Annotated in this window: 16 protein-coding genes; 6 read left to right on the top strand and 10 right to left on the bottom strand. The window is 71.6% G+C overall.

Translation table 11 applies throughout. From position 1 onward, the window contains the following. The first annotated feature begins 196 nt into the window (after positions 1–196). The 3 genes from IE153_RS27330 to IE153_RS27320 all read left to right on the top strand — a co-directional run bounded on the left by IE153_RS27330 (position 197) and on the right by IE153_RS27320 (position 3,286). A complete protein-coding gene (locus IE153_RS27330; RefSeq protein ID WP_189592456.1) occupies positions 197–2,260 on the top strand; it encodes a discoidin domain-containing protein in 2,064 nt (687 codons plus the stop codon). 19 nt (positions 2,261–2,279) lie between these two features. Further along, positions 2,280–2,876: a TetR/AcrR family transcriptional regulator gene (locus IE153_RS27325; protein WP_189592455.1), complete on the top strand. Its 597-nt coding sequence runs from the start codon at positions 2,280–2,282 to the stop codon at positions 2,874–2,876. Positions 2,877–2,998: 122 nt separating this feature from the next. Continuing rightward, complete coding sequence (locus tag IE153_RS27320) at positions 2,999–3,286, top strand: DUF4190 domain-containing protein (protein WP_031109362.1); 288 nt, start codon at positions 2,999–3,001, stop codon at positions 3,284–3,286. Here IE153_RS27320 and IE153_RS27315 read toward each other — a convergent pair. Both IE153_RS27315 and IE153_RS27310 read right to left on the bottom strand, forming a co-directional pair. Further along, the gene (locus tag IE153_RS27315; RefSeq protein ID WP_031109361.1) at positions 3,264–3,836 is read right to left on the bottom strand and encodes a CGNR zinc finger domain-containing protein; all 573 of its coding nucleotides are present in this window, start codon (positions 3,834–3,836) and stop codon (positions 3,264–3,266) included. The two genes, IE153_RS27320 and IE153_RS27315, sit on opposite strands and share 23 nt — an antisense overlap. A gap of 38 nt (positions 3,837–3,874) precedes the next feature. After that, on the bottom strand, positions 3,875–4,930 hold the full coding sequence (locus IE153_RS27310) for an alpha/beta fold hydrolase (RefSeq protein WP_189592454.1): 1,056 nt from the start codon (positions 4,928–4,930) through the stop codon (positions 3,875–3,877). 184 nt (positions 4,931–5,114) lie between these two features. On the opposite strand from IE153_RS27310, the gene IE153_RS27305 reads away from it, so the two are divergent. After that, positions 5,115–5,540, top strand: a complete 426-nt coding sequence (locus IE153_RS27305; RefSeq protein ID WP_189592453.1) for an organic hydroperoxide resistance protein — start codon at positions 5,115–5,117, stop codon at positions 5,538–5,540. Between the two features lie 33 nt (positions 5,541–5,573). Here IE153_RS27305 and IE153_RS27300 read toward each other — a convergent pair whose 3' ends face one another. The 4 genes from IE153_RS27300 to IE153_RS27285 all read right to left on the bottom strand — a co-directional run bounded on the left by IE153_RS27300 (position 5,574) and on the right by IE153_RS27285 (position 10,503). Continuing rightward, positions 5,574–6,707, bottom strand: a complete 1,134-nt coding sequence (locus IE153_RS27300) for an FAD-dependent monooxygenase (RefSeq protein WP_189592452.1) — start codon at positions 6,705–6,707, stop codon at positions 5,574–5,576. 34 nt (positions 6,708–6,741) lie between these two features. After that, positions 6,742–7,185: a hypothetical protein gene (locus IE153_RS27295; RefSeq protein ID WP_189592451.1), complete on the bottom strand. Its 444-nt coding sequence runs from the start codon at positions 7,183–7,185 to the stop codon at positions 6,742–6,744. Positions 7,186–8,017: 832 nt separating this feature from the next. Beyond that, complete coding sequence (locus IE153_RS27290; RefSeq protein WP_189592450.1) at positions 8,018–9,229, bottom strand: cation:proton antiporter; 1,212 nt, start codon at positions 9,227–9,229, stop codon at positions 8,018–8,020. 431 nt (positions 9,230–9,660) lie between these two features. Continuing rightward, positions 9,661–10,503: an AraC family transcriptional regulator gene (locus tag IE153_RS27285; protein WP_189592449.1), complete on the bottom strand. Its 843-nt coding sequence runs from the start codon at positions 10,501–10,503 to the stop codon at positions 9,661–9,663. Positions 10,504–10,573: 70 nt separating this feature from the next. Here IE153_RS27285 and IE153_RS27280 point away from each other — a divergent pair, with 70 nt between their 5' ends. After that, entirely contained in the window at positions 10,574–11,407 is an 834-nt protein-coding gene (locus IE153_RS27280) for a phytanoyl-CoA dioxygenase family protein (protein WP_189592448.1), read from the top strand. Continuing rightward, positions 11,404–11,679 (top strand): hypothetical protein, encoded by a 276-nt coding sequence (locus tag IE153_RS27275; protein WP_031105436.1) that lies wholly within the window; start codon positions 11,404–11,406, stop codon positions 11,677–11,679. Before IE153_RS27280 ends, IE153_RS27275 begins: the two co-directional genes overlap by 4 nt. A gap of 9 nt (positions 11,680–11,688) precedes the next feature. On the opposite strand, the gene IE153_RS27270 is transcribed toward IE153_RS27275, so the two are convergent. From IE153_RS27270 to IE153_RS27255, 4 genes are all read right to left on the bottom strand, one after another. After that, on the bottom strand, positions 11,689–11,877 hold the full coding sequence (locus tag IE153_RS27270) for a hypothetical protein (RefSeq protein WP_189592447.1): 189 nt from the start codon (positions 11,875–11,877) through the stop codon (positions 11,689–11,691). A gap of 138 nt (positions 11,878–12,015) precedes the next feature. Then, a complete protein-coding gene (locus IE153_RS27265) occupies positions 12,016–13,218 on the bottom strand; it encodes an acyl-CoA dehydrogenase family protein (protein WP_229829194.1) in 1,203 nt (400 codons plus the stop codon). Position 13,219: 1 nt separating this feature from the next. Then, a complete protein-coding gene (locus IE153_RS27260) occupies positions 13,220–14,170 on the bottom strand; it encodes a 3-hydroxyacyl-CoA dehydrogenase NAD-binding domain-containing protein (protein ID WP_189592446.1) in 951 nt (316 codons plus the stop codon). Next, on the bottom strand, positions 14,167–14,913 hold the full coding sequence (locus IE153_RS27255; protein ID WP_189592445.1) for an acetoacetate decarboxylase: 747 nt from the start codon (positions 14,911–14,913) through the stop codon (positions 14,167–14,169). Before IE153_RS27255 ends, IE153_RS27260 begins: the two co-directional genes overlap by 4 nt.

Here is a 14,913-nt window from a genome sequence, read left to right as displayed (position 1 = left end):
CGCTCCCTGAAACCCCGGGTCGGCGACCTGGGGTTCGTTGTTGCCCCGGTCCGCGCGACCCGCCCGGGGCGGATCGCGCCATCAGGTCAACCGTCCCGGACTCTTGACTCATCAAGCGGTAGTGGCGATTCTCGTCGCACACTTTGCGAGGTCATGACAAGACCCCGCGCGACCCGCCGACCGAGGGACGTGGGCTGTGATCAGTTCCGGACGCCCGTACCGCAGACGCAAGAACGTCACCGTTGTGTCGCTGCTCCTGCTCGTGCTGTCGATCGCGCTCGGCCCCACCCCGAGTGCCGCGGCCGGGAACGACTGGTGGGACCCGACCGCACGGCCCGCGCCGGACTCCCGGATCAACGTCACGGGCGAGCCCTTCACCGGCGCCGACGCCAAGGGCCGGGTGCGCGGGTTCGTCGACGCGCACGACCACATCTTCTCCAACGAGGCCTTCGGCGGCCGTCTGATCTGCGGCAAGGCGTTCTCCGAGCAGGGCGTGGCCGACGCGCTCAAGGACTGTCCGGAGCACTACCCCGACGGCTCGCTCGCGATCTTCGACTTCATCACCAACGGCGGGGACGGCAAGCACGACCCGAACGGCTGGCCCACCTTCAAGGACTGGCCGCGGCACGACTCGCTGACCCACCAGCAGAACTACTACGCCTGGATCGAGCGGGCCTGGCGCGGCGGGCAGCGGGTGCTGGTCAACGACCTCGTCACCAACGGCGTGATCTGCTCGGTGTACTTCTTCAAGGACCGCTCCTGCGACGAGATGACGTCCATCCGGCTGCAGGCCAAGCTGACGTACGACATGCAGGCCTACGTCGACACGATGTACGGCGGGCCCGGCAAGGGCTGGTTCCGGGTCGTCACCGACAGCGCGCAGGCCCGCAAGGTCATCGAGCAGGGCAAGCTGGCGGTGGTCATGGGGGTCGAGACCTCCGAGCCGTTCGGCTGCAAGCAGGTCCTGGACATCGCGCAGTGCAGCAGGGCGGACATCGACAAGGGCCTGGACGAGCTGCACGCGCTGGGCGTGCGCAGCATGTTCCTGTGCCACAAGTTCGACAACGCCCTGTGCGGGGTGCGCTTCGACTCGGGCTCGCTCGGAACGGCCATCAACGTCGGGCAGTTCCTGTCGACCGGCACCTACTGGAAGACCGAGACGTGCAAGGGCCCGCAGCACGACAACCCCATCGGCAACGCGGCGGCGCCCGCGGCCGAGAAGAAGCTGCCGGCGGGCGAGGAGGTCCCGTCGTACAGCGCCGACGCCCAGTGCAACGTGCGGGGGCTCACCGATCTCGGCGAGTACGCCGTCCGCGGCATGATGAAGCGCGGCATGATGCTGGAGATCGACCACATGAGCGTCAAGGCCACCGGCCGGGTGCTCGACATCTTCGAGTCCGAGTCCTACCCCGGCGTGCTCTCCTCGCACAGCTGGATGGACATGGACTGGACCGAGCGGGTCTACGGCCTCGGCGGCTTCATCGCCCAGTACATGCACGGCTCCGAGGGCTTCGTCGCGGAGGCGAAGCGCACCGAGGCCCTGCGCGACAAGTACGGCGTGGGCTACGGCTACGGCACCGACATGAACGGCGTCGGCGGCTGGCCGGGGCCGCGCGGGGCGGACGCGCCCAACAAGGTCACCTACCCGTTCAAGAGCGTCGACGGCGGCTCGGTCATCGACCGGCAGACCACCGGCGAGCGCACCTGGGACCTGAACACCGACGGCGCCGCCCACTACGGCCTCGTCCCGGACTGGATCGAGGACATCCGCCGGGTCGGCGGCCAGGACACGGTCGACGACCTGTTCCGGGGCGCGGAGTCCTACCTCGGCACCTGGGCGGCCTCCGAGCACCACGAGGCCGGCACCAACCTCGCGGCCGGAGCCGCCACTTCGGCCAGTTCCTCGGAGTGGAGCCTGTTCACGAGTTACAAACCCCACCGGGCCGTCGACGGCGACCGCGGCACCCGCTGGGCCAGCGACTGGAGCGACGACCAGTGGTACCAGGTCGACCTCGGCTCGGCGCGGACCGTCGGGCGGGTCACCCTCGACTGGGAGCGCGCGTACGCGAAGTCGTACCGGATCGAGCTGTCCGCCGACGGCGTGAACTGGCGGACCGCCTGGTCCACGACCGCCGGTGACGGCGGGCTGGACACCGCGCGGTTCGCCGGCACACCGGCCCGGTACGTCCGCGTCCACGGGCTGGAGCGCGGCACCGGCTGGGGCTACTCCCTCCACGAAGTCGGCGTCCACAGCGGCTGACACCCACGAGAGGGGCTCCATGCCACGGTTGCCGTCCGCCGAGCGGCGGCGACAGCTCACCGAAGCGGCGATCAGGGCGATGGCCCGGGACGGCGTCCCCAGGACGACGACCCGGTCCATCGCCGCCGAGGCGGGTGTCTCGCTGAGCGTCTTCCACTACTGCTTCGACTCCAAGCAGCAGCTGATCGAGTCGGTGATCACCACCATCACCGGGCACTACGTGACGGTGGTGAAGGAGGCCATCCGGCCGAGAGCCACCCTCGAGGAGACGGTCCGGGCGGGTTTCCAGGCGTACTGGGACCACGTCCGGGCCCACCCCGACGAGCACATGCTCACCTACGAACTCACGCAGTACGCCCTGCGACAGCCCGGTTTCGAACATCTGGCGCGCCGTCAGTACGAGTTGTACGCCGAGACGTACACCGAGCTCATCGACCAGCTGCGGCAGGCCATGGGGCTGCGTCTGCGCGTGCCCGTCCCCGTCCTGGCCCGCTACCTGGCCGCCATGACCGACGGCCTGACGCTCAACCACCTCGTGCTCGGCGACGACTCGGCCTGGACGGGCGTCCTCGACATGGTCACCGCACACGTCGCCGGGCTGGTGCACGAGAACTGACGTGACACTCCCCCGAATTGGTTGTCATGGGAACGGCCCTGAGGGGCATTCGAACAAAACAAGTCGAAAGTGAGGAGAGTGCGGCCCGTTCGGTCCGTGCCATCGACAACTGGGAGTTATCCATGGCTAGTTACGGCGGTTCCTCTGCCGCGTCCTCCGGTTCGCGCACCAACGGCCTGGCGATCGCGAGCCTGTGCTGCGGCATCATCGGCCTGTTCTTCCTGAACATCATCCTGGGCCCGCTGGCCATCATCTTCGGCGCCGTCGCCCGCCGGCAGGCGTCGGTCAAGAACGGTGCCGGAATGGCGAAGGCCGGCATCATCCTCGGCATCGTCGACGTGGTGCTGTGGCTCGTGCTCCTGGCCATAGCCAGCAGCAACGGCGGCTTCAGCTGGTACGTCGGCGGCTAGCCTCCGTCGCGGTCCTCTTGCGGGCGCGGTACGCGGCGGCCTTGATCTTGTTGCCGCAGGAGTCCATCCCGCACCACTGACGCCGCATCCCCCGCGAGCGGTCGATGTAGGTGCGGGTGCACTCCGGGTTCTCGCACTCCTTGAGCAGGGGCACGTCCGGGCCGCTCAGGAGCTCGACGGCGTGCCGCGCCACCAGGGAGAGGGCCTCGTCCGGCGTCGCCTGCGTCCAGCGCCCCGACGGGGTGAGCTGGGGCACGGCGGGTGGTGTACGGGCGGCGTTGTTCACGACGGTCAGCGCCGCCCCGTCGTACTCCTCCCCGAGCCGGCGGGCGGTGACGAGCCGGTAGACCGCCTCCCGTACGGCCCTCGCCCGCTCGACGTCGGCCTCCTGGCCCGGGGAGACCGCGTCGACCAGGCCGGACTCCACGTACCAGGCGTTCAGCCGGTCCGGCGTCACGAACATCTCGAAGCGCACCGAACGGCGGGCCCGGAGCGTGGCGGCGAAGTCCAGTGCCGGGTTTCCGCAGACGAAGACATGATCGAGGTTCACGTCACCATTCTGACCGGTGACCATCCCCTCGGCAAGCCTCAGAGGCGATCGGCGTCGACGACGGCCTGCGCGAAGGCGGCGGGGGCCTCCTGGGGCACGTTGTGACCGATGCCCGGCAGGGCGCGGTGCTCGTAGGGGCCGGTGAACCTGTCCCGGTACGAGGTGCCGCCTCCCGGAGCGGTGAAGGGGTCCCGCTCGGCGTCGAGCGTGACGGTCGGAACCCCGATCGTGGGGCGGGCGGCGAGCAGCTTCTCCAGGCCGTCGTAACGGCGCTCCCCGTCGGCGAGACTCAGCCGCCAGCGGTAGTTGTGGACCACGATGGCCGCGTAGTCGGGGTTGTCGAAGGCCGCCGCGGTGCGCTCGAAGGTGGCGTCGTCGAAGTCCCAGGTCGGGGAGACCGTGTCCCAGACGAGCCGTGTCAGGTCGTGGCGCAGCGTCTTGTCCTCCATGGCGAGCCGGCCCCGCTCGGTGGAGAAGTAGTACTGGTACCACCAGGCGAGTTCGGCCCTGGGCGCCAGCGGCTTGAGGTTGGCTTCCCGATTGGTGACCAGGTAGCCGCTCACCGACACCAGCGCCTTGCAGCGTTCGGGCCGGAGCGCGGCGACGATGTCGGCGGTGCGTGAGCCCCAGTCGAAGCCGGCCAGCACGGCCCGGTGGATCTTCAGGGCGTCCATCAGCGCGATGAGGTCCATGGCGATCGCCGACTGCTGCGCGTTGCGGAGCGTCCGGTCGGACAGGAAGCGCGTCGTGCCGTGGCCGCGCAGGTACGGCACGATCACCCGGTACCCCCGCTCGGCGAGCAGCGGGGCGACGTCGACGTAGCTGTGGATGTCGTACGGCCAGCCGTGCAGGCAGATGACCACGGGGCCGTGGGCGGGGCCCAGTTCGGTGTAGCCGACGTCCAGGACACCGGCCTTGATCTGCTTGATCCGCGGAAACGTGGTGTGCGGACCGGTGCGGGGGGCGGGGCCGGATGCCGGGATCGTGGCCGGTACGGCCGCCGCGCCGGGCGCGCTCCCGGGCCCGGCCAGTCCTACGGCCGCCGCTCCCGCGCCCACTCCCAGGGCCTTGCCGAAACTACGCCTGTTGATCACTCGGACCTCCGTGGTGTGACGTGCACCGGCTGGTGTGAGGCCTGACTGTTGCATGCGGATCGTCACCCGTCAAACAGGTGACGCCATGTCGGCCAGTAGCCCCCAAGCCGCTTATTGACGGGAGATGAGAAGTGCTGGCACCATTCCGTCACCGCTTGAACCAGTGACGAATGGGAGCACAGACATGGCAGTCAGCTACACCGCCGTCGTGAGGGTCGACGGAGAGGGCCGCAACGGCGGCAGCGTGCGGTCCGATGACGGGCTTCTGGAGACCACGCTGGCCATACCGAAGGAGCTGGGCGGTGCCGGTGGCGCCACCAACCCCGAGCAGCTGTTCGCGGCGGGCTGGGCGGCCTGTTTCCTCGGGGCCGTGCGCCGCGCCGCCGCCGAGCGGAAGGTCGCACTGGCGAGCACCGCCGTCAACGCCGAGATCACCCTCCACCACGGTGACGACGGCGAGTTCGGACTGGCCGCCGTGCTGAGCCTCGAACTCGGCGGCGTCGACCAGGAGACAGCCGCGGAACTGGGTGCCGCGGCCCATCGGATCTGCCCCTACTCCAAGGCCACGCGCGGCAACATCCCGGTCACCGTCACGGCTGTCGCCGGCTGACCTCCTGCGACACCCTGCCCCACCGCGTGCGGATCAACGGCCGTCCCACTCCAACTGTGCGATCAGTTCCTCGTCGCCGGGGCGGGGCGCCGGTGCGGCCGGGCGGGTGTGGGTGCCGCGGGAGATGCCGCCGCTGACGGTGATGTTGTGCTCCACGCGGGGGCGGCGGAGGTTCTCGTAGGTGGTCAGGGCGGTGGCGTGGTCCGGTGCGTCGCGCAGGGCCTTGGCCAGGACGACGGCGTCCTCCAACGCCATGGAGGCTCCCTGACCGGTGGCCGGGGAGGCCGCGTGGGCCGCGTCGCCGATGAGCAGACAGCGAGCGGAGCGCCAGGGCATTCCCCTGGGCAGTTCCGTGGCGTTGGTGACCAGGATGTCGTCGGCCGTGGCCGCGACGATGCCGGCGGCGGGGGTGGCGTCCTCGCGCAGGAGCGGGACGAGGAGGTCGCGGTGGCGGGCCGCTGTGCCCCGCGCGATCTCCTCGGAGGTCAGGGGGTCGCCGGCGACGCGGGCGAACCAGTAGGTCTCGCCCTCGGGGGACGTTGTGTGGCCGAAGGCGACGGACGTACCGCGGATGAAGGTGATGACGTCGGTCGCTCCGAGGCGGGGGGCGTCGGTGGTGCGGCCGTAGAAGACCCGCTCGCCCGCGTACCGGGGCCGGGCGGTGGGGGCGATCGAACGACGGACGGTGGAGTTCAGGCCGTCGGCACCGATGAGCAGGTCGGCGGTCGCGGTGGCGCCGTCGGCGAAGTGCGCGGTGACGGAGTCGGAGGATTCGTCGACGGAGACGAGCCGGGCGCCGTGCCGGACGGGGATGCCCCTGCGGGCCGCCTCGGCCTGGAGCGCGGTGTTGAGGTCGCCGCGCCGCAGACACCGGTAGCGCAGGGCCGGGTCCTCCGCTTCCCCGAGGGTCCTGGCCGCCCTCTGGGTGCCGGAGCCGTCGAGCATCCGCATCCCGGTCAGCGGAAAGCCCAGGGCGGTGACCGCGGCGGTGGCGTCGATCTGGGCGAGGGCGCGCATGCCGTTGCTCGCCAGGGTGAGGAACGCGCCGATGTCCTCCGCCGCGTCCGGATGCGCCTCGTACACGGCGACGTCGAACCCGGGCTTGTGCAGGGCGAGCGCCGCCGCGGTGCCGGCTGCTCCGCCGCCGATGACGAGTAACCGCCCCACGTATGACGCCCCTTCGGTTCGCGCGGCCCTACGTTCAGGAATCGTACGGTCCGTCGCCGGTCGCGGTGTCGGGCCGGGCCCGGCCGGGGGCCAGGCGGCGGTAGGCGGCGCGGGCGTGGAGGACACGGGCCAGGGCCGTGCCGATGAGGGCGGCGGTGAGCAGGCAGGCCAGCCAGGTGGTGTCGCGGTGCCCGGCCCAGGTGAGGGCGCCGGCGGGCGGTATGGCGAAGCCGTTGAGGAACAGCCAGCACAGCAGGGCCGTCCCGGGGGCGGCCGTGAAGCGTGCGCACAGGCCCAGCAGGGCGGCGAGCAGGGACAACGCGGGCAGGGCCAGTTCCGGCCGGTCGGGTCCCACCACGGTGTTGAGCAGCGCCACCAGCACCAGTGCGCCGCCGCCGGCCCCGGCCCAGACCAGCGGCGTGGCCACGGGCTGCGGTACGGGTCTGGCTCCGGTGCCCAGGGGCATCCACTCGATCATGCTGGCGCTTCCTTCCGGTCCTCCTGGACGGAATTCTCCCCTGGTCTCCCCCACCGGCTCCCGGGGTGCTCGCCAGAGTGCCAGCAAGCCCAGGCCGGGGAAACAGCCAATCCGGACAGCCACGCCGGGCGTCCAAGGTCTCTGGCCGGGGCGCGACAGCGTCCCGACGATGGGACGGCCGCGCCTCCTCGGGCAGCTCGGCGGGGTGGACGACGGACGGCAGTCGGCGGACGGCAGGCTGGTCGGCGGACGGCAGGCGGGTTGGCGGACGGCAGCCGGTCGGCGATCGGCAGGCGGCGGACGGGACGGCGATCAGCAGGCGGGTCGGCGGACGGCAGCCGGTCGGCGATCGGCAGGCGGTCGGCGATCGGCAGGCGGTCGGCGATCGGCAGGCGGTCGGCGATCGGCAGGCGGCGGACGGCACGGCGGACGGCGATCGGCAGGCGGGTCGGCGGACGGCAGCCGGTCGGCGGACGGCAGCCGGTCGGCGATCGGCAGGCGGCGGACGGCGATCGGCAGGCGGGACGGCGGACGGCAGGCGGGTCGGCGGACGGCAACCGGTCGGCGATCGGCAGGCGGCGGACGGGACGGCGGACGGCGATCGGCAGGCGGATCGGCAGACGGCAGGCGGGTCGGCGGACGGCAGTCGGCGGACGGGATGCGGTGCCTCGGGCGGCACAGCGCCGCCGGCGCCCGCCGGCCGGCCGGCGGGTCATCGTCGTCGCCGGCCAGGCGCTGCTGCCGGAGCGTGGGCCGCGCGCCCGGCCGGACGTGCCCGGCGGGCGGCGGCCGTGCACCGTGGCCGCCGCCCGGGAATCCCCCGCTCGGCAGGTCAACGGTGCGCGGGCGCCGCCTCCTTGGGCGGCTGGGCGGCGGCCGGTGTGCGGTGGGCCGCGCGGCGGGGGAGGCGGTGTGCCAGGGGTTCCGTCCAGCGGGCCGCGAGGGGGCCGAGGACGACCAGGATCAGGACGTAGGCGGTGGCCAGGGGCCCGATGCGGGGCTCGGCGCCGACGGCGAGGCCCGCGATGACGATGGAGAACTCACCGCGTGCGACGAGCGTGCCGCCCGCGCGCCAGCGGCCCCGGGGCGAGATCCCGGCGCGGCGGGCGGCCCAGTAGCCCGTGGCGATCTTCGTCAGGGTGGTGACGGTGGCCAGGGCCAGCGCGGGCAGCAGCACGGGCGGGATGGCGGCCGGGTCGGTGTGCAGGCCGAAGAAGACGAAGAACACCGCGGCGAACAGGTCCCGCAGTGGGGTGAGGAGACTGCTGGCGCCCTCCGCGACCTCGCCGGACAGGGCGATGCCGACCAGGAACGCGCCGACGGCGGCGGAGACGTGCAACTGCTGGGCGAGACCCGCGACGAGAAGGGTCAGACCGAGGACGGCCAGCAACAGCATCTCGGCGCTGTCCGACGACACGGCACGGCTCACGAGGCGGCCGTGCCGCAGCGCCACGTAGAGGACGGCGCCCACGGTGCCCAGCGAGATCAGCAGCGTGACCGCGCCGCCCGCGAGGCTCACCCCGGCCAGCAGGGCGGTGAGGATCGGCAGGTAGACCGCCATGGCCAGGTCCTCCAGGACCAGCACACCGAGGACGACCGGTGTCTCGCGGTTGCCGAGCCGCCGCAGGTCGCCCAGTACCTTCGCGATGACCCCGGACGAGGAGATCCAGGTGACGCCGGCCAGGGCGACGGCGGCCACCGGCCCCCAGCCGAGCAGGAAGGCCATCGCGGCTCCCGGCACGGCGTTGAGCACGAAGTCGACGGCGCCGGAGGGGTATTGGGTCTTCAGCGTGGTGACGAGTTCGGAGGCGCTGTACTCCAGGCCGAGCAGGAGCAGCAGGAGTATGACGCCTATCTCGGCTCCGGTGGCGACGAACTCCTCGCTGGCCTGCAGCGGCAGGATGCCGCCCTGCCCGAAGGCGAGTCCGGCCAGCAGGTACAGGGGGATGGGCGAGAAGCCCACCCGTCCGGCGAGGCGTCCGAGGAGCCCCAGGGCGAGGATGATCGCCCCGAGTTCGATGAGCATGGCGGTGGTGTCGTGCACGGGCGTCTGACCTCCGTTGATCGGGTCTGCGGCGTCTGTGCCAGTGGGCGCGAGGGCCCGGCGGTACGGCTCGGTGAGCGGGAGAAGAGAGGGGGCATGACCCCGCGCCCGGACGGCCGGGGGTGGGGTCAGGAGGTGCTGCGGCGTCGGCGGTGTGCTCCGCTGCGGCCGTCGTCGGCCGGGGTGCGCGTGCCGCGCCCGGCCTCGGACTTCAGGCGTCGGGCGTCATGCGTCACGCGTCAGAGGGCGGGGAGAACGCTCACACCGCGCGGTCGGTATCAGGAACGCCGTCACGGGCGGCGTTGTGGACGCGGACGGGCACCACTCGCCCCATGTCCCGCCCCCCTCACACGCTCAACCGAGCGTAATGGCTCGGTAAAGAATCCTAGCGCACGCCAACATCCCTTGATCGCACGGAAGTTCTGAGGGAGTCAGCCCAAGAGCCGCTCACCGGGCCCCGAGAGATCGCGGCGACGGGCTGCTGACGCCTCTGCGCCCGCGGCCTGCCGCACGGCACGCGGCGACGCGCCGAGCTCCTTGCGGCAGGTCTTGTTGAAGGCCTGGAGGTCGGGGATCCCGACCGTCGCCGCGACGGCCGGGATCGCCAGGGTCGAGGCGATGAGCAGATGGCGGGCGCGTTCCATGCGGCGCCGCCGTACGTAGCCGACGACCGTGTGCCCGGTGTCCTCGCGGAACAGCCGGGTCAGGTGCGTGTGGGACACCCCGGCGGCCCGGGCGATCCCGGGGACGCTCAGCGGGTCGGCCAGGTGCTCCTCGATGTGCGCCATGGCCGCCCGCACCGCCGGATGCCGGGCCCCAAAGGGCGCCTCGGTGGCCTCCGCCAAGCCGGTCGTGCGCCACAGCACCGTCCACAGTTCCGCGGCGGCACGGGCCGGGGACTGCGCGCCCGCGGCGATCGTCTGGCGCAGCAACGCACTCAGCACCGCCGCCTCCGGGCCGGCGTCCTGCATCACCGGGACGCGGCGCCGCTCCCCGTCGCCCGGCAGCCGGAAGTGGGCGTAGAGGTGTTCGCAGCGCGCGGCGCCGTAATGGAAGTGCACCTCCGTGCCGGGCGGGACGAGGCTGAGGTGCCCGGGACGGATCGGGTGCCGCGCGCCGCCGGACTCCAGGGTGCCGGAGTAGCCGTAGAGGTGGAGCTGCCAGAGGTGCGGGAGGCGGAAGACCTCGTGCGGGCCGGCGGAGCCGTGCACGCCCACGCCCGCGTGCACCCGGTCGGGCGGCAGATCGAGGGGGAGTTCCACGAAGGTCGGCATGGTGGAAAATTACCAGTGGTTGCTGATTACGCCCCACGACTACGGGCTTCCGCGCTCCTACGGTTGCGTCATGCCGACCACACAACAGCTGTTGAGCTCCGTCGAGGTGGCGCGGTTCACGGCCCACGGTTTCCTGCGCCTGGACGGCGTCGTGCCCCGGGAGATGAACGAGGAGGCGCTCGGTGTCTTCGCGGCCGGGCCACTGCCCGACGTGCCCTACGGCACGCCCGTGCCGAAGGCCTTCCCCGAGGGTTCCTTCGCCCGGCGGCTCCTCGAACTGCCCGCTGTGGCGGGCGCGCTGGAGAGCCTGGTGGGTCCGGATCCGGCCGTCGACCACCACTTCGTGCACACCCGCCTGCCGCATGAGGGCAGTGCGCAGCCGTTGCACGCCGACGCCCTCATCGACGTGCGGGCCGACGCCTTCGACGTGCAGCTCATGTACTACCCGCAGGAGGTGACCGCCGGGATGGGCGGCACACTCGTCGTCCCGGGCAGTCATCTGCGCCGCACCAATGAGTCCGACACCGGCCGCTACCAGAACCTGCGCGGCCAGACCCGGCTGACCTGCCCGGCCGGCACCGTGCTCCTGCTGCACCACGGCATCTGGCACGGCGGGCGGCGCAACGACAGCGACACCGTCCGCCGCATGTACAAGATCCGCTTCAACCCGACCGTGCCCCAGGTGCGGCTGTGGGACACACGGGACGCCGGCTCGCCCGGTGTGCGCGAGGAGTTGCGGCGCACGTTCCCCTGGTACGAGCAGGCCACCGCCCGGCTGGAGATCCACAACCGGATCCTGCTGTGGCGCGCCCTGTCCGGCGACCCCGGCTTCGACGTCGACCACTGGGCCACCCGCATCACCAACCGGCCCGCAGCGCCCGTCTCTCCGAGGAGCACCGCATGACCAGCACCCGGCAGCAGGTCCTCGTCCTCTACCTCGACACCTCGGCCCTCGACTCCAAGGTCGTCGGCTGGGCCCGCTACGACGGCACGGGCTCGACCCGTCCGACGACCGGCGACAGCGACGAACCCCCGTACGAGACGGGGGTCGGCGCCCTGGAGGACGGCTGGCGGCTCTTTCAGGCGGCCCCGCTCGTGCCGCCGTATCCGGGGGCGGAGCACGCCACGTCGTTCCTCAAGCACGAGTTCTTCTTCGAGAAGCTCGTCGCTCAGTGAGGGCGGGACCTAGCGCTTCTGCGCCCGGTAGCGCTTCATCAGTGCCGTGATCCGCGTCTGGTCGGCCCGGCCGTTGAGCTCGGTCAGGAGGTCGTCGGGGCACAACTCGTAGAAGTCGCCCCACCAGCGGCGCCCGCGGTTGTCCCAGATGCGGTAGCCACCGGGCACGCCCCTGGCCACGTAACGTCTCCTGCTCATCGCGCCGACCGTACGCAACCGAGGGCCGGTCCGGCCACGCAATTTGCCGGCCACGCAGAACGAAACCCCGGGTGGAGACCCGGGGTTGGTTCGTCCTGAGATGCGCCGACGACCACCGAAGGCGCTCGCGCCCGCACGTCAGACGAAGGCGCTCTCACCGGTGATCGACTTGCCGACGATCAGCGTGTTCATCTCGCGGGTGCCCTCGAAGGAGTAGATCGCCTCCGCGTCGGCGAAGAAGCGGGCGATGTCGTGGTCCAGCAGGATGCCGTTGCCGCCGAAGATCTCCCGGCTCCAGGCCACGACCTCCCGCATCCGGGAGGTGACGAACGCCTTGGCCAGGGAGGAGTGTTCGTCCCGGAAGATCCCGGCGTCCTGAAGCCTGGCGAGCTGCACCAGCATCCCCCAGGACGCGGTGATGTTGCCGAGGCTCTTGACCAGCAGGTCCTGCACGAGCTGGAAGCCGCCGATCGGACGGCCGAACTGGCGGCGCTCCCGGGCGTAGTCCAGGGCGAGTTCGTAGGCACCTGCCATGACGCCGAGGGCCTGCCATGCGACCCCCGCGCGGGTCGCGCGCAGGATCTCGGCGACGTCCCGGAAGGAGTTGATGTTCTGCAGGCGGTTCGCCTCGGGGACCCGGACGTCGGTCAGGGTGATCTCGGCGTTCTCCACGATCCGGAAGGCGAGCTTGTTCTGGATCTTCACCGGGTCGAAGCCGGGCGTGTCCTTCTCGACGACGAATCCCTTGACGTGGTTGTCGTCGACGTCCCGGGCCCACACCACGACGTAGTCGGCGAAGGTGGCGTTGCCGATCCACTTCTTGGCGCCGTTCAGGACCCAGGTGTCGCCCTCGCGCTCGGCGGTGGTGCGCATGCCGCCCGCGACGTCGGAGCCGCCGAGGGGCTCGGTCATGGCGAACGCGCCGATCCTGTCCATCGCGGCCATCGCCGGGAGCCAGCGGTCGCGCTGCTCCTGGTCGCCGCCGGAGTGGACGGAGTACATGGCCAGGCCGTTGTGGACGCCGAAGAAGGTCGAGACGGAGGCGTCGGTGCGGGTCATCTCCATGGCGAGCATGCCGGACAGGAGGTTGCTCACGGCCGCCTTGTGCTCGCCGTACCCCTCGTAGGGCAGGCCGGCCAGGCCGCTGTCGCGGAACAGGGTGATGAGCTCCTTCGGGAACTCGCCCTTGGCCCAGTTGTCGTTGACCAGCGGCTTGACCTCGTCGCGCATGAGGGTGCGGGCCTTGAGCAGGATCTTGCGCTCGTCGTCCGGCAGCAGCGACTCGTAGCCGTAGAAGTCGGCGGCCGGCAGGTCCTCCAGGAGCTCCATGGGGGTGGTCATCTCAGTTCTCCTCCTTCTCGGTGCTGTCCAGGGCGGCCAGGACAGCGAGTTGCCTGCGGTCGCGCGTCTCGGTGAGTTCCGAGTACGTGGAGGAGCCGTAGGCCTTTTCGACGGCTTCGATGAGCCGTTCCTGTCGTTCCCCGGTCAGCGGCGGGGTGCCGCCGCCCGCTCCCGTCTGCTGCATCGACGCCCCGATGTGCGCGACCAGGTGCCGGTATCCGCCCGGCCCGCCGCCCAGGTGCGAGCCGAGGAACGGCCCGACCGTGGCCCAGCGCAGGCCCAGCGAGTTGGTCACGACCTTGTCGAGGTCCTCGGGGGTGACCACGCCCTGGTCGACGAGGTACACCGCCTCGCGGGCGAGCGCGTTCTGCAGGCGGTTGCCGACGAAGCCGGGGATCTCCTTGCGCTCGACGACCGGGGTGCGGCCGACCGAGGTGTAGAAGTCCAGCGCGGCCTGGACGGCGTCCTCGCCGGTGCGTTCGCCGGGCACGACCTCGACCAGCGGGACCAGGTGCGGCGGGTTGAAGGGGTGGCCGATGAGGACACGGGCGGCGTCCTCGTCCGCCAGCTCCCCCGTGAACGCGGTCGACGGGATCGCCGAGGACGAGCTGAGCAGCAGCGCGTGGGCCGGGGCCTCGCGGGCGAGGGTCGCGAACAGGTCCTTCTTGAACTCGGCCCGTTCGGGGCCGTTCTCCTGGACGACGTCCGCGTCCCGGACGGCCTCGGTGACGTCGGCGGCGATGTGCACGCGGTCGGCGAGAGCGGTCACGTCCAGGCCCCGGGCGGCCAGGTGCGGCGCGTACTGCTCCAGGGCCTCGGTGACGGCCTCGGCGAGGTCCTCACGCGGGTCGCTGACCCGGACGGTCAGGCCGTGCGCGGCGAACAGGGCCGTCCAGGACAGTCCGATGGTCCCGGCGCCGATGACGGCGGCCGCACGGAAGGGGCGGGTCATGACGCGACCCCCTTCAGGTAGTCGTGGACCGGCTCGACGCCCGACAGCGTCAGGTCGGTGAGGATGTGGCTGGCGGAGACGACCTCCAGCACCGGCAGGTCGGCCAGCGGGGCCAGCACGTGCTGGAACAGCTGGAGCCGGGCGGGGCCGGTCCAGGCCTCCTTGACGGTGAGGTCGGTGATGCGGGTGCGGACGAGTTCCTGCACACGCGGCATGCCGTCGTAGCCGGGGATCGTCTTGAGCATGTACGTCGGCACGCCGATCTGTTCCTCGGCCTCGCGCCGGTCCAGCTCGTGGTGCTTGTAGCCCATGGTCGCGGTGGCGACCCGCAGGCTGCCGTGCTCGAGGGTGCCGACGAGCGCGCCGGAGTCGGCGTACAGCGCCGGGGAGCCCATGACCTTCGGGTAGGCGGCGACCTCGCGGCCGGAGGCGGTCGCCGGGAAGTTGTCGAGGTACATCGCGTGCAGGTACTCGCCCCGCTCCCCCTCGAAGCCGACCTGGATCGCCTGGCCGGCCTCGGTGTAGGGGCCGTAGCCGCTGACGTCGCCCATCTTCATGACCTCGAACCGGACCAGCGGCTCCTCGACCCGCAGCGGTTCGGGGACGACGGCCCGCAGCGCCTCGGGGTCGGTGCGGTAGACGACGTTGAGGTACTCGCGGTCCGTGAACCTCGGGACCGTCGGCGCGAACGCCGGGCTGGTGAGCGGGGTGGTGAGGTGCTGTCGTACGTCCTCGGTCCTCAT

The sequence above is a fragment of the Streptomyces massasporeus genome (genome assembly GCF_014648995.1).
In the GTDB taxonomy this organism is placed as follows: domain Bacteria; phylum Actinomycetota; class Actinomycetes; order Streptomycetales; family Streptomycetaceae; genus Streptomyces; species Streptomyces massasporeus.
Note: the sequence above shows the minus strand (reverse complement) of the source record. Positions and strands in the feature narration are given on the sequence as shown.